Source organism: Pectobacterium sp. F1-1 (genome assembly GCF_025643735.1).
GTDB classification, from domain to species: domain Bacteria; phylum Pseudomonadota; class Gammaproteobacteria; order Enterobacterales; family Enterobacteriaceae; genus Pectobacterium; species Pectobacterium colocasium.
The window spans coordinates 2,662,129-2,677,336 of the sequence record NZ_CP104733.1; the positions used below are offsets into that span (position 1 = coordinate 2,662,129).

13 protein-coding genes are annotated in these 15,208 nt (G+C 47.5%); 7 read left to right on the forward strand and 6 right to left on the reverse strand.

Translation table 11 applies throughout. The features are described from left to right. Positions 1-191 precede the first annotated feature (191 nt). Complete coding sequence (locus NAL19_RS11690; RefSeq protein WP_263057422.1) at positions 192-1,745, forward strand: methyl-accepting chemotaxis protein; 1,554 nt, start codon at positions 192-194, stop codon at positions 1,743-1,745. Between the two features lie 119 nt (positions 1,746-1,864). Then, on the forward strand, positions 1,865-2,857 hold the full coding sequence (locus tag NAL19_RS11695) for a 2-hydroxyacid dehydrogenase (RefSeq protein WP_263057423.1): 993 nt from the start codon (positions 1,865-1,867) through the stop codon (positions 2,855-2,857). A 33-nt stretch (positions 2,858-2,890) separates the two neighbouring features. Here the strand turns inward: NAL19_RS11695 and NAL19_RS11700 are convergent, their stop codons facing one another. Further along, positions 2,891-3,181 carry a DUF333 domain-containing protein gene (locus NAL19_RS11700; protein WP_225084855.1) on the reverse strand — a complete coding sequence of 97 codons (291 nt, stop codon included), beginning with the start codon at positions 3,179-3,181 and terminating at the stop codon, positions 2,891-2,893. 872 nt (positions 3,182-4,053) lie between these two features. On the opposite strand from NAL19_RS11700, the gene NAL19_RS11705 reads away from it, so the two are divergent. Beyond that, positions 4,054-4,326 (forward strand): hypothetical protein, encoded by a 273-nt coding sequence (locus NAL19_RS11705; protein WP_225084856.1) that lies wholly within the window; start codon positions 4,054-4,056, stop codon positions 4,324-4,326. Positions 4,327-4,804: 478 nt separating this feature from the next. On the opposite strand, the gene NAL19_RS11710 is transcribed toward NAL19_RS11705, so the two are convergent. Together NAL19_RS11710 and NAL19_RS11715 are read right to left on the reverse strand one after the other, a co-directional pair. Next, positions 4,805-5,074, reverse strand: a complete 270-nt coding sequence (locus NAL19_RS11710) for a hypothetical protein (protein ID WP_161509182.1) — start codon at positions 5,072-5,074, stop codon at positions 4,805-4,807. After that, complete coding sequence (locus NAL19_RS11715; protein ID WP_263057424.1) at positions 5,071-7,551, reverse strand: colicin-like bacteriocin tRNase domain-containing protein; 2,481 nt, start codon at positions 7,549-7,551, stop codon at positions 5,071-5,073. Before NAL19_RS11715 ends, NAL19_RS11710 begins: the two co-directional genes overlap by 4 nt. Positions 7,552-8,104: 553 nt before the next feature. Here NAL19_RS11715 and ttcA point away from each other — a divergent pair. Then, positions 8,105-9,040, forward strand: coding sequence for a tRNA 2-thiocytidine(32) synthetase TtcA (gene ttcA, locus NAL19_RS11720; RefSeq protein ID WP_225084858.1), 936 nt, complete (start codon positions 8,105-8,107; stop codon positions 9,038-9,040). An 86-nt stretch (positions 9,041-9,126) separates the two neighbouring features. On the opposite strand, the gene NAL19_RS11725 is transcribed toward ttcA, so the two are convergent. The 3 genes from NAL19_RS11725 to NAL19_RS11735 all read right to left on the reverse strand — a co-directional run bounded on the left by NAL19_RS11725 (position 9,127) and on the right by NAL19_RS11735 (position 12,585). After that, complete coding sequence (locus NAL19_RS11725) at positions 9,127-9,303, reverse strand: hypothetical protein (RefSeq protein ID WP_225084859.1); 177 nt, start codon at positions 9,301-9,303, stop codon at positions 9,127-9,129. A gap of 485 nt (positions 9,304-9,788) precedes the next feature. Next, complete coding sequence (gene zntB / locus NAL19_RS11730; RefSeq protein ID WP_225084860.1) at positions 9,789-10,802, reverse strand: zinc transporter ZntB; 1,014 nt, start codon at positions 10,800-10,802, stop codon at positions 9,789-9,791. Between the two features lie 166 nt (positions 10,803-10,968). Then, entirely contained in the window at positions 10,969-12,585 is a 1,617-nt protein-coding gene (locus NAL19_RS11735) for an ABC transporter substrate-binding protein (protein ID WP_284144901.1), read from the reverse strand. 165 nt (positions 12,586-12,750) lie between these two features. Here NAL19_RS11735 and mpaA point away from each other — a divergent pair, with 165 nt between their 5' ends. From mpaA to NAL19_RS11750, 3 genes are all read left to right on the forward strand, one after another. After that, complete coding sequence (mpaA, locus tag NAL19_RS11740; RefSeq protein ID WP_225084861.1) at positions 12,751-13,470, forward strand: murein tripeptide amidase MpaA; 720 nt, start codon at positions 12,751-12,753, stop codon at positions 13,468-13,470. Between the two features lie 79 nt (positions 13,471-13,549). Continuing rightward, positions 13,550-14,053: a thiol peroxidase gene (gene tpx, locus NAL19_RS11745; protein ID WP_225084862.1), complete on the forward strand. Its 504-nt coding sequence runs from the start codon at positions 13,550-13,552 to the stop codon at positions 14,051-14,053. A gap of 370 nt (positions 14,054-14,423) precedes the next feature. Further along, a complete protein-coding gene (locus NAL19_RS11750) occupies positions 14,424-15,206 on the forward strand; it encodes a hypothetical protein (RefSeq protein ID WP_263057425.1) in 783 nt (260 codons plus the stop codon). Positions 15,207-15,208 lie beyond the last annotated feature (2 nt).

Sequence of the window (15,208 nt, forward strand, 5' to 3'; positions counted from 1 at the left end):
TCACGATTTGGGGGAAGATAACTACGTTTCCGAAGAAAAAATAACAGGCGAAATTAGTGACAATATATAAGTCTACTCGCTAATTATTTCGCAAATATTGCCGTTAATTAACTAGCATCAATCGCCTTTCCGTTAGTTAATAGATCTAAAAACATCATATTTATGCTTGCTTATACTAAAAGGATCAATAAATGCGTAAGAATTTTCCGGTCAGTGATATTCAGTATTTATTAGATGAAAAAGCCAAGCTAATGTCGGTAACCACCATCGATAGTCATATCACTTATGCAAATGACGATTTTATTGGTGCCAGTAGTTACGACTTTGAGGAAATCCTCCACCAACCTCACAATATCGTACGCCACCCGGACATGCCCCCACAGGCGTTTGCCGACATGTGGGCGACGCTAAAGGCAGGTAAAATCTGGACAGCCGTCGTCAAGAACCGCCGCAAGAATGGCGATTACTATTGGGTCAAAGCCAGTACAACGCCGTTAATGAAGAACGGGAAAATAACAGGATATATGTCGGTGCGAACCCGAGTTTCACAGGAAGAGATTCGGCAAGCGGAAGCGCTTTACCATCAAATGAATGAGAATAAATTAAAAAACCGCCGACTCTTTCAGGGACTGCTGATTTATAAAGGCGCGCTAAAATTTCTTAGCTTATTTAATGTTATTCCCGTACGTTGGCGGATAAGAAGCTATGTATTCCTTTTCATGCTATTCGCGCTGCTTTTCTTACTTGCAACGCTTCCACTCACAACGCCGCTATTAATTTTTGTTTTGGTGCTGCTCGCTGGCGCAGCCATCACCAGTGAATTATTAGTTCAGCATATAGCAAAACCACTGGAAAAAATTCTGCGCCAGGCCATTAATTCCGCATCCGGGCAGGCGGATAACTCGTTCCAGCTTAATCGCGTGGATGAAGTCGGCATGCTGTTACGCGCCGTCAATCAATCCGGCATGAATTTCCGCACGTTTGTCGATGATGTTAACGGTAAGCTAGCCGAACTGCGCCACGCCTGCGGCGAGATCGCCTCCGGAAATTACACGCTGAGCCAGCGCTGTGAAGATACCGCACAGAGTTTGCAATCCACCGCATCGTCAATGGAAGAGCTGACAGCGACGATTCAAAGCAACGCGTCTGCTTCACAGTTAGCAACGCGCTGTGCGAACGATGCCAATCAGGCCGTCGATGCCGGAGAGAAAGCGGTGAGTCAGGTCACAGACACAATGGCGGTCATGACCCGCTCTAGCAAAGAGATCACCGACATCATCAGCGTGCTGGATAACCTGGCGTTCCAGACCAACATTCTGGCGCTCAACGCGGCAGTCGAAGCTGCTCACGCGGGGGAACAGGGTAAGAGCTTCGCCGTAGTTGCGGGTGAAGTGCGTATTCTGGCGCAACGTAGCGCCGCCGCCGCCAAAGACATCGCAGAGATTATCGACTCGACGATCGCAAACATTCATACCAGCGATAAATTGGTCAGCCACACCAGCCAGTCCATGAACAATATATTGACTCAGGTACAGCAGGTTACGCAGCTTGTGAATCAAATCAGCCTGGCAACACAAGAACAATCGCAAGGTCTGGGGCAGATTAACTCAGCAGTGAACAACATTGATGAATTGACGCGCCAGAACACGATTTTGGCAACGCATTCCAGTTCCGCCATTAACAGTCTGGAACAGCAGATCTCCACGATGTCCGAAGCCGTCTCGGTTTTCAGTACGCCTCGCTAAACCCGTTCTGACGTTATTATCGCCCCTCAATTTCAAACCGTTACTGTCAGTCAGGTAACGGTTTGTCACCGCCCTATTTTCTGATAGCTTAATCTAAGGATTTTTCGGAGAAACTATCAATGAAACTGGCAATTTACAGCACTAAGCAGTATGACCGTAAATATCTGGAGCAGGTCAATCAACAGTTTGGCTATGAGCTGGAGTTTTTTGATTTCATGCTGACGTCGCGCACGGCCAAAACAGCGGCGGGCTGTCAGGCCGTCTGCATCTTTGTGAACGATGATGGTGGTCGCGAGGTGTTGACCGAACTGGCAGAGATGGGCATAAAAACGCTGGCGCTGCGTTGCGCAGGTTTTAATAATGTCGATTTGGAAGCCGCTAAGGAACTGGGTATCAGTGTTGTACGCGTTCCCGCATACTCCCCTGAGGCCGTCGCCGAGCACGCCGTCGGCCTGATGCTGACGCTTAATCGCCGCATTCATCGTGCCTATCAGCGTACTCGCGATGCGAACTTCTCTTTGGAAGGGCTGATCGGATTCAATATGCATAATCGGACGGCGGGCATTATCGGCACAGGAAAAATCGGCATCGCGACCATGCGTATCCTGAAAGGCTTCGGGATGCGGCTGCTGGCCTTCGATCCCTATCCGAACCCGCAGGCATTGGAATTAGGGGCGGAATATGTCGATCTGAAAACGCTGTATGCCAACGCGGACGTCATTTCCCTGCACTGCCCGCTGACCCCGGAGAATCATCACCTGCTGAATCAGGCAGCCTTTGCGCAAATGAAAAACGGCGTCATGATCGTCAATACCAGCCGTGGTGGGCTGATTGACTCACAGGCGGCTATCGACGCGTTGAAACAACAGAAAATTGGCGCGCTGGGGATGGACGTTTATGAAAACGAGCGCGACCTCTTCTTTGCCGATAAATCCAACGATGTGATTCAGGACGACGTTTTCCGCCGCTTGTCCGCATGCCACAACGTGCTATTTACCGGACACCAGGCATTCCTGACGGAAGAAGCGCTAATCAGCATTTCTCAAACCACGCTACAGAACCTGAAAGACATCAGCCAGAACGTACCTTGTGCCAATCTGGTGACATCTTAATTTTTCCCGCGGCAGTGCTGGCTGCCGCAACACTCACCCCGCCGGACAGCTTCCATTCATCAGCGATTGTTCGCTACAGCGCTTACCATTGGCTAACTGGCAGGCTCCCACGCTTGCACCGTCAAGCTGTCGGGAGAGCGCCATCGTCCCGCCAATCAGCGTACAGTTGACGTCAACCGGAGAACTGCTTTTTAGCAACACGACAGCATTCTTATCATCATTTTGCGTGGCGTCTTGCTGGGTCGCCGCAGTGCTCTCACTATGGTTGCTGCATCCCGCCAGCAACAACACAGCGGCAGTACATAGCCATGGCAATAATTTCATGTTTTGGCCTCGGATCGGATGAGTAGTCGGTTCTGACGCCACGTTTGGCATCAATACCTATCAAATAGCTTTTTCAGACGAGGACTATATCTATCACACCTCACGCTGACAACACAGGGCTCAATGCAGGTAAACGGGAAAAAGATCAAGGAAATGGTGGGTTATCTGGGAAGTGGGACAACGATAAAACAATCCTTCTCGCAAGCATTATGGTCTGCTCCCAAATGTTTTGGTGTTGATAATGTTCCCTTCTTTATGAAGGGAACATATCTTTCCATTTTAAAGAGCCACGCTTAAAAATCCGAAATCAGTTCCACCTCTGCCAGTCTTCAAAGAAGGTTTTCTGAGCCTTCTCGTCATCGTACAAAAGCTCTTCAACTCCAGTTCGAATAATACAGTCACTTTGAGTGATACGCTGAACAGGTTAAAATGAATCTGATTTTCTGCTCATCATCTAAAAATGTACCATCCGATTGATCAACAAGACCGCTAATCAGGTAGCACAGCACATGAAAAGCATGCTCCATGCACGACATTATGAGGAGGGGAAAGGAAACCGTGCTCAGAGCGTAACGTGATTGGTTGATGGCGTGTTGTATAAGCCTCTTGATATTCATATCAAGACATATAATTACATATATAATTATTTTAATGATTGCAAACCTGGCATTTAAATACATTAATAACTGACAAATCGCCTAAAAGCTCTTATTTTATTTTCTGATATACTTTAATTTTATTCATATAAAGAGAATGGCATTCCTCCTTGCCAAGAAAAATTAAATAACTTAGTCTCATTTCACAGCCCTGTGGGAATATTAACAGGGTAACACAGCAATTAAATTATCCGTTAAAGTAAATGAGGTGAAATAATGTCAGATCAACTTGCTGGTGGATGGACTGCTTTCCGTGATTTGAATGATGCGGATAAATCACTTTTCAAATCCACCGTACATTTATTGGGTGTGACCTACACACCTTTATTCGTCGCAACACAGGTGGTCTCTGGTACGAATTACTCCTTTCTGACGAAAGGTACGGTAACGTCCCCAGAAGCACCACTAAGAATTGTCAAAATCCACATTTATAAACCGCTAAGCGGCGATGCGCATATTACTAAAATTGAAGAAGTTCTGCCGCAATAAATAGTGAAATAAAATAAATAGTGCAATAAACAACGCTACGGCTCATTAATTTATCACGCTAGCCGTAGCGTTGTTTTATCTCTCCTACTTCCCTGATGTACCAGAACCACCTCCTGTATTACCTGAATTTCCGTTTGGGGATGAAGGGGCATTGCCTCTATTGCCACCCGATGGATTTCAGGTTGTGCTGATCTCTTCCACTGTTTCTTCACCGGTTAAATTATTCATATCAACACTCACGTCATTACTCCTGCATGTCTATTTGTCGGATAGATCCGAAAGGGAAAAGGCGTATCGCTGCCCATGCGAATAAGCGCTCTAACAAAAACGCTTATCGGCACAAACAAAAAAGCCACCCGAAGGTGGCCGAGACTGATTTTGTGGTATAAAAAAACCGGAGCAGCTTTTTAAGGCATACTCCGGTATCTTTCGCGAATTTAGCGCATATTAATTAAGAAAGCAAGTAATGAACCTTCGATTAGAGACCGTATTTTTTCTCGATTACAAACTTAGGTTCTTTCCAGTTGGGGCCTTTTTTAACGAGCATTTTTTCTCCCCATTCGACCACGCCAGCTTTAAGGAGATTATCAAATACTTTTAATAACTCTCCATCACCAATAACATCAAACCGATAACGAACAAAAAAATTATCTAATTGAGGATAACCGATCCCTTTCGTTGAACCAGCAAAGAAAGACACTATATCGCTAACGCTTTCTTTCTCAAACATTGCCTTAAAATCAATCATTTCGATTCCCTCATATCCTGTTCCTCTGAAGCTTTAATCGCCTCAGACGTGTATAAAGATTCAGTTCTTTCATCTATTCTGTAGTCTTCTAAGGTAGCAGTATGGGTATTATTCCATACTTCCCCCTGATTACTTGGCACAACTCCATCCTTAATGCCTAAATTTCGATAACGTTCAAGTTCTCGGATTTCATGTGTATAAAATCGTTTGTCCGTGTCAGTTACAGCAAGAGTACCTTTCAAGATTCTCTCAAGACGGTCAATCATCACCTTGTTAGCATCGGATTCAGCAAATCGCCCAGTATGCAGTTTTACCTTGTCCACACCAGCGCGGTCAATATTAGCCGTTTTCCAGTCCAGACTTTGGATGGGGCCTCCAGCTTTGTCCGTATTAAAGCTACGACCACTGTATTTCCCTTTGGAATTAGTTTCACCATACGGATTACTGTTAAACACAACATAAAATGGTTCAACACCAGAGCCAGAAGCGGTTGGCAACCAGATTATATAGTCATCAATCTCCACTGGATCAGCAACTGGCGTTACCGTAATTGTGATTTTATCGACCGGTTTAACATCAACACCGGTATTCAGTAATGCTTTGTAGTCAGGAGCGGTATTACCCGTATTGCCGACATTTCCGGTCGGAGGAAACGCAGGGTTTTCCAGTACAAGGCGAGATGAAACACCGTCAATTTCTGCACTAAAAATACCCGTACTTTTGTCATAGCTACCAGCTACACCTCTGACACTCGAAGGTACTCGCAGACTACCCGCTTTGAATGCCCGAAGAACCCTTTCTCCATTCTCATCAGAAAATGCCAGACGAATGGGAAGATCCAGACTTCCACTTTTATTGGCTAAATCGTCAAAGTTAGTAGGAGGCTTATATCCAGGAATGTCTTTTACTGGGATGGAAAATAAAATATCGACATCCTTCCCAACAATCTTACCGCTGCCAATCATCCCTTGTGGCTTATATGAAAAAGAGGCTAATGCCCCAGAAGGAACACTTTGGGAAATAGATGCAGTAGATCCAGATGTAGCAGCATAAAATGCTGACAACAGTGTACTAAGTTGAGTTTGCACTGTACCAAATGTTGATACATTAACCCTGTTGCGTTTTATCTCTTTTTCTTCGGCAAGCGTTCGCTCCGTTTCAACCTGAAGCAGATTATTCTCAGCAAGCAACTGCTCAGCCTTAGACAGATCAGAACGAGCCTGGTTCAGAACATGACTCTCTTGTTCCAATGCATTATTTGCTCTGAAATAAGCCTGATGAAAATTATTCATCGTCTGCCATGCGGCAAGATACATTGGATATCCCGGCCCCCCAGTTATTCCAGAACTCAAAAATGCCTTAGCATTATTATAAAAATCATCGCGATTTTTCGCAGCGGTATTCACCTGTTCTTGGTAAACCGCAACAGTTTTAGTTTTTTCTGAAATGGTTGCGGCAGAGCTTTCTTTTAGCTGTTGAGCAAAAGAGATCACTTGGTGGATTTCAGTTAATTTTCGCTCCGCAGCGGTAATTGGATGTCTCAACAACCACTCCTGCTCACGGCGTTTGGCCTCTGCAACCTGTTTTTTCTCTTCCTCGGCTGTCACGATCTTCGAAAGAGACACGTATACAGGTTCATGGTCGCTGCCAAAATCAATAAATGCATGGTGCGTATCAGCCACCGGCGTGGAAAGGAAAGAAGATACCTGGACATCATCTTTCACTTTCGGCGGATTCTTTGCCAAAGCTGGCTGCGTTCTGTCCAGTTTGATTTGAAGCGCTGGTTTATCAGCAATGATCTTCACCGAATACACGCCAGGTACAGCCGTTTTCTCCGCTTTAACCACAGGAATATTCGCGACTGGTGAATTAACCGCTGGCTGAGTGAGGGTAAGTTGGCGACGTGAAAGCTCAGTATTAATAACACTCTGAGCCAGCAGACTAGCTGGAGCGGTTGTCAACGAACGCATTTCGCTAACAGGCAGGCTGCTTACTAAATCTGCCGGCATTGCTGTAACACTATAGCCCGTATTTAGTACGCCTTTTTGAGCGGCCAACTGCGCAGCTAGTTGAGCCATTTTTGTCTGCTGCATCCCGTTAAACACAGGATCAATACTATCAGGTGCAATATCTGATGGCATAATCGCACCAAGAATGCCAACCAGTCTTCCTGCAACAGGAGCAGCTTTAAGCGCAAAATCAGCAACTTTCTTTAATCCAACTTCAATAGCTGCCGTATTAAACGTAAAACCCCATACGTCATCAATAAGGTAGACAGCAGGTGGTATAGCAAAGAACAAATAAGGATTTATCACCGTTTGCTTTTCAGGATTTTTGCCATAATCAACCTGTGAACCAGACTTATCATTATTCCTGTCATTACCACCTTTGCGGTCATCGTTTGAAACCCAACCACCACCACCATCTACGGTCATGGTATCTCCATCGTTTGGAGCATATAAACGGTATTTAATCATTGAAGTTCTCCATCAAAAAATGCCAATACTGTATTTTTATACAGACTCGGCATTATAGAGACTTCTCCGATCTGGCTAAAGCATTCGCCTAATTTCATAAACACAGTTAATAAACTGATTTTAAAAGTCTATTTTATCAATCTGCCCCTGAATGCTCTGCATCATCTGTGCATTCCACACCTCAATTTCCCGCATAGTGTTCTCCATATCCTTTCACAGTTTCCTTAGTTAGACTGACTCTGGAATCACTTCAATCTCAAATGAAAATCACGGGGAACAAGCACACGAACGAGATTGTCTATCATCACAGAGAATATGGCCTTACTGAAATCCAACGTTTACGCTTCGTTTTTCTACCGCGAGTACGCAACGGTGAGCAAAAAAATCAGTTACTCATACGGCATCATGGGATCATTGTGGAACACTGCTGTAAAACGATCTGGTATTCGTCGCCGTAATCCGTACCATACACGCCATGATCGTGCAGACCGTGTTGGCGTCTGCGCTGAACCGTTTTCCATCCGCAACGCTTTTTGCAACGAGCACAGATAAAATGTCAGAAAAACAAGAGATTAACCCAAAAACTCAGTACAATTTGAACAAATTGCAAAAGCGACTGCGGCGTAACGTCGGCGAAGCTATCGCTGATTTCAATATGATTGAAGAAGGCGACCGCATCATGGTGTGCCTGTCCGGCGGGAAAGATAGCTTCACCATGCTGGATATTTTGCGCAATCTGCAACAAAGTGCGCCCGTTAACTTTTCTCTAGTCGCCGTGAATTTGGATCAGAAGCAACCTGGTTTTCCAGAGCACGTTCTGCCGCAGTATCTTGATAGCATCGGCGTGGAATACAAGATCGTCGAAGAAAACACCTACGGGATTGTGAAAGACAAGATTCCAGAAGGGAAAACCACCTGCTCACTGTGCTCACGCCTACGTCGTGGGATTTTGTACCGTACCGCAACGGAACTCGGCGCAACGAAAATCGCCCTTGGTCACCACCGCGACGATATTCTGCAAACGCTGTTCCTGAACATGTTTTATGGTGGAAAACTGAAAGGCATGCCACCAAAATTAATGAGCGATGACGGCAAACATGTCGTTATCCGCCCGCTTGCTTACTGTCGCGAAAAAGATATCGAGCGTTTTGCTGAAGCTCGCCAATACCCGATTATTCCGTGCAACCTGTGCGGCTCGCAGCCAAATCTTCAACGTCAGGTGATTAAGGATATGCTGCGCGATTGGGACAAACGCTATCCTGGCCGTATTGAGACCATGTTCAGCGCCATGCAGAACGTTGTGCCTTCTCATCTTGCCGATCATGCCCTGTTTGATTTTAAAGGCATTCGTCACGGCAGCGACGTGGTGGATGGTGGCGATCTGGCGTTCGACCGCGAAGAATTGCCATTGCAACCTGTTGGCTGGCAACCGGAAGACGATGAAGACGCGCCGTCACTCACCCGCCTCGATGTGCTGGAAATAAAGTAAGTACGATTTTCCCGAAAGAATAATGACACGGTGGCAAGAAGCAGCGGTTGCTGTTTCGCCACCGTTTTTATTTCCGTTTTCTAAGTCTATCGACCTTGCGGTGGTTCAGTGACCGGTTCGTGTTCCGGCCCGGTTGGCGTTGGGTCAGGAATGGGCGATGGTTCGGGAGGCGGCTGAGGTATCGGATCGTTCGGTATAATGGGAATCGGTTCAACCGGAACCGTGTCGGCTTGCAGATAATCCGCTGCGCCTTGAGTGAGCATATTTTCCTCCTCGGTGTTGGATAAGAGCAAATCCAGCTACTGAAGCAGTACAGACATGCGTTACAACTGGCCGTTCGGCACCAGCCTTTCCCTTTAAGCATAGTCAGCTAATAAATAAAATGCCAAAGGCATTTTACAACGTCGCTTGCGACGGCCCGAAGGGGAGCGCGTAGCCCACCATAATAAATGCCAAAGATATGTCGCAACACCGCTCAGGACGAAACAGGAAAGAGTAAGATCGAAGAACAAAAAAAAAGCCGACAAAACTGTCGGCATGGTGTGAATCAATTGTGCTATGCAGTAATTCAAAAAAGGAAGTAAGACAATATGGAGCGCAACGCCCATCGCTTGACGTTGCATTCACCTGCGGGAATGATAGTGCCGCACAACAGGGTAAAAAATGTTGATATTGCTCAATTTACGCGTGGTTTTTTAGCCGTTCGCGACAGTTTGTGATTATCTGCGCACCCAGTCGCCGCAAGTCGTTATAGCCATTTACTGCGTTTTAACCACCATGCAACGCCGCCGACCAATATCACCAACATCAGACAGAACGCGAAAAAACCAAACGGCGCGTCGCCGCCGGGAATGCCCCCTAAATTGACGCCAAATAACCCAGTTAAGAACGTCGTCGGCAAAAAAACCATTGCCAAAAGCGACATCGTATAGGTGCGGCGGTTCATCGCTTCGGTCATCTGCGCGGTGATTTCATCCGAAAGTACCGTGGTGCGCGCAATACTGGCATCCAGATCCTCCAGCCCACGCCCTAACCGATCGGCAATTTCCTGCATTCTGCGGCGATCGTCATCCTGCATCCAAGGCAATTTCTCACCGGAAATACGCGAGAACACATCGCGCTGTGGCGTCATATAGCGGCGTAGTACAATGAGCTGTTTGCGGATCAATGCCAGTTCACCGCGCGGTGGAATCTTCTGTTCCAGCAAATCCTCTTCCAGATCGATGATTTTTTCATGCAAATCATCAATAAACTCGCTGGTATGATCGGTCAAGGATTCCGCAATGGAGACCAACCAGCTTCCGCTGTCCGTCGGGCCATTGCCTTCCTTTAGATCGGTAAGAATCTCGTCGATAGCCAAAACCTTACGGCGCCGGGTAGATATAATCAGCTTATCGGTAATGAATACCCGAACCGCCACCAGTTGATCCGGCCGTGCATTTGCATTCAGGTTAATGCTGCGCAGCGTAATGAGCGTGCCCTCCCCCAAGCGTGTCACTCTAGGGCGGACGCTTTCCCCCGCTAGCGCGTTGCGCACGCTATCCGGCACCAGTATCGTTTTATTCAACCAGCGCACGCTGGCGGGCAGTGTCGAGTCCAGGTGCAGCCAGCAGGGTTGTTCACTGTTAACCACATCCTGTTCACCAATCGGGGTTACCCCCCCCTTCCCATCCAACTGATACGCATGAACCGCACCGCTGTGTTGCAACTCTTTTCCTGCGAAGGATTCCACGTTTTGCCTCCAACGGTGTTTGCTATCCATTCTTTTCCTATTAGTGCTTTACTATCAGCTCTTTTATTATCAGCGCTTCTACTATCCGTTCTTTTACTATCCGTTCTTTTACTATCAACGATGGGATTGTCAGCCGGAATGACCATCATGGCCATACCGGCGTTATCACCACATCATTCGATGCGTCAATCTGGTATTAATGCTTCTCGATGTAAAGCGTATGGCTGTAGGCCACGTCTTCAGGGTTCGTAATGGGATAGCCCTTCACCCACGGCTTGATCAAACGTCCGTTGGTATATTGATAGATCGGCGCAATCGGTGCTTCATCCATCAATATCTGCTCTGCCCGGTTATAGTCAGCATTCAGCGCCTGCGGGTTAGTCTGATTCCCCGCTTCATCCAGTACGCGATCGTAATTCGCGTTTTTAAAACGTGCGATGTTACCGCTGTGGTGGGACGTCAGCAGTGAGAGGAATGTCGACGGCTCGTTGTAGTCCCCCACCCAAGAGGCTCGCACAACATCAAAATTGCCGCTATTGCGGCTATCGATGTAGGTTTGCCACTCTTGATTGGACAGACGGACGTCAACGCCCAGCGTTTTCTTCCACATGGACGCCACGGCAATCGCGATCTTCTGGTGGCTTTCCGAGGTGTTGTACAGCAGCGATAATTTCAGCGGATGGTTTGGACCATAGCCCGCCGCCGCCATCAGCGCTTTTGCCTGCGCATCCAGTTCATCCTGAGAATACTGCTGCAACAGGCTTTCTGTCGGTTTGAAGCCCGCCGTAACATCCGGCGTGAAGTGCCAGGCCGGTTTTTCCCCTGTGCCCAATACTTTTTCCGCAATCACTTTACGGTCGATGGCGTAAGACAGCGCTTTTCGCACTCGGGCATCGTTGGTCGGCGCCCGCTGGGTGTTAAACGCGTAATAATACGTGCCAAGTTGATCCGGCGTATAAACCTGACCGGGCAAATCTTTCAGCAGCTTTTGATACAGGTTTTTAGGAAATGACTCGGTGATATCGATATCCCCGGACAGATAGCGTTTTGTCGCGTTCGATTCCTGATTGATGGGAACAAAGGTCACCTTTGTCAGGCGCGTGTTAGCGTTATCCCAATAATATGGATTCTGCGTGAGCACCAGCTTCTCGTTAACGACGCGCTGATCCAGCTTGAACGCACCATTGCCAACCAGATTGCCCGGCTTCGTCCAGTCATTCCCGAATTTTTCGACCGTAGCCTGGTGTACCGGAAACAGGCTGAAATTCGCCGTCAGGCTGACAAAATAAGGGACTGGCTTGCTGAGCTGCACTTTCAGGGTATGGTCGTTGACAGCCGTCACACCAAGCTGATCGACAGGCAGTTTACCCGCAAGAATCTGCTCGGCATTCTGAATCCCCGCAAGTCGGGCAAACCAGGAGAACGACGAGCTGTTTTCAGGCGTCACCAGACGACGCCAACTGTAGACAAAATCGTTTGCCGTAACGGGTTCACCGTTAGACCAGCGGGCATTGTCACGCAAAGTAAAGACAAACGTGCGGTTATCGGTCGTCTGCCAGCGTAGTGCTACGCCCGGAATAATGTTCCCTCTGGCATCCTGATTGACCAGCCCTTCAAACAGATCGCGATCCACCTGAGCCTCCATCAGCCCCACCGCTTTTATCGGGTCGAGAGAAGCCGGTTCATCTTTAATGTGGCGGACGATTTCCTGTTTTTCAGCCAGAACCGTTCCCGCAGGTACCTGTGCCGCGACGGCATTGCCCGTCATGGCCGCCATCAGCGCGGCATAGAATGCAGAATATCCATAGTGCATGATGATTTGACCTGAAAGCATAATGAAATGATTGAAGAATATAATAGTCAGAAATCAGCGCTATCATCCAGCGATACGCCCGCAATTTGTCAGCACGCATCGCGGTTTGCGTCTCCGGTGCGATTTTTTTATGATGAAATGCATAGGTAATAACAGGGCGGTATCATGGAAAATACAATCATTCCTCTTCAGGCGCGCCAGCAACGCGGTAATTTGCCGTCGCTGGGCGAACCTTATGGAAAATCGCTGCTGGGCGCACCGCTGCTGTATTTCCCCGCCGAGCTAGCGGCCTCCGAGAGCGGGCTGATTATTGCCGGAACGCACGGTGATGAAACCGCAGCGGTAGTCGCGCTTTCATGCGCGCTGCGAACGCTCTTTTCAGGACAGCGCCGCCATCATGTGATTCTTGCGGTAAATCCGGATGGTTGTCAGTTGGGGCTGCGCGCTAACGCTAACGGCGTCGATCTCAATCGTAATTTTCCCGCCAGTAACTGGCAGCCGGGAAAGACGGTATATCGCTGGAATAGCGCCGCAGATGAACGCGATGTCGAGTTATCCACGGGTGAAGCCGCAGGTTCAGAACCGGAAACGAAAGCCCTTTGCACATTGATTGAGAAACTTAATCCTCGCTGGGTTGTCTCTTTTCATGAGCCACTCGCCTGCATTGAAGATCCGCATCGTTCCGAACTGGGTCGATGGTTGGCGCAGCAGTGCGAGCTGCCGTTAGTGTCGAGTGTCGGTTACGACACACCGGGATCGTTCGGAAGTTGGTGCGCCGATCGTTCGCTTCACTGCATTACCGCTGAGCTGCCGCCGATCTCGGCAGATACCGCCAGCGAATGCTACCTGAAAGCGATGGTCGCGTTGCTAAGCCAGCAATTTTAATCGTAATTTTTATACCAATGTTGCTAATGTTGCCCTAAACTGAGCAGCGTGTTAATCACCTGTAATTAAGGACGCAAACATGTCACAGAACGTACATTTTCAAGGCAATCCTGTGCCAGTAGCAGGGTCATTTCCAGCTAAAGGAAGCAAAGCCCCGGCATTTACGCTGGTGGCTAAAGATCTGTCAGATACCCCACTCAGCAACTATGCTGGCAAGCGCAAAATCCTGAACATTTTCCCAAGCATCGATACCGGTGTTTGTGCCGCGTCCGTGCGCAAATTCAACCAGTTGGGTTCTGAGCTGGATAACACTGTTGTTCTGTGTATCTCTTCCGACCTGCCGTTCGCACAGTCTCGTTTTTGCGGTGCGGAAGGTCTGAACAACGTCGTTGTACTGTCTACCCTGCGTGGCGGTGAGTTCAAAGAACACTATGGCGTTGCTATCGCCGATGGCGCGCTGAAAGGTCTGACTGCTCGCGCGGTTGTCGTACTGGACGAAAACGACAACGTGCTGCATAGCGAGCTGGTGAACGAAATCACCACTGAACCAGACTATGACGCTGCACTGGCGGTTCTGAAATAAACGACGCTGACAGTGACTCACATTGTCAGTATTGAAGAAACGGCTGCTTACGCAGCCGTTTTGTTATCTTAATATCTATCGATTTCCCATACATATAATTGGGTTATTCTGTTAATCACCCTGTATCTATTTGAACATGAATTTTTATTAATGATTTATTTCATCATGCTTATGATATGAAGGTATCTGTTTTTTGATACTCACCATCTTATATAGACTTTTTCGCCACGTTCTGGCGTTTTCATCACGACAAGTACGATGCCAATAATAACTACTATTTTCTGTATGGAATAATGGACATGGTAAAGAGAAAGTAATTGCACCATAACTAATCCTGATATGTTAGTGCTATTCACAGGAGTGATGACTGTTGAAAATATTATTATTTTCCCTTCAAATAGCCGCTTTATTTTCAGGCCTCGCTTTTAGCCAGAGCAGTGAAGCGGCATTCACGTTTGATCCACTGAAATGCCACGCACCGGACCCAGAAGGCAAAGCCTATGTTGCCCTACGTGATACGGTGTTCCACATCGCTATCGACCAGCTCAGCATCCTACACGACCCTGTTTTACGCGATGGTGAAACCCTCCCACTCCCGCCCGATCCTAGCGAGCCTCTCGGGTGTAAAGGCAATCCGCTCAGTCAGCAAAGTTTATTGTTCAGCCGCAATTTCAACGGAAAGCTGGGAGACCGTCCTTACTGGCCCAAAGCCTGGCCGTTACGAAAATTTCAGCTATTCAGCTCAACGCCGGATCATTGGGGGGTTCAGCTAGACAATCGCCACGACAAGATGTGTGAAACGCGACCAAAACAAACAGGTCTAGTACCCCACATGACAGCCTGTTTATATGAAAAGAACCCTGCACGCCCGGATCGATATGACGTAGAAGAAGCAGGAAGCTGGCTGATTGATCCAGAGGTATATTCCGCCCCTTTTAATCAGAGACTCGCTATTTTTTGTATGTTTGCCATTTCTGGAGGAACCGACTGCAAAGTAGGCTATAAAATTTTCCCTACGGTGAACCTTCGCTATGAATTTAAACCCAAGGAATTACCACTTACCGAGGTTATTAATTTTGATAAACATCTGAGAACGGAATTAGAACAGTCCGTAGTTAAAAATTATCCCTGGAAGAAGAGCGCCCCTAATTGAAT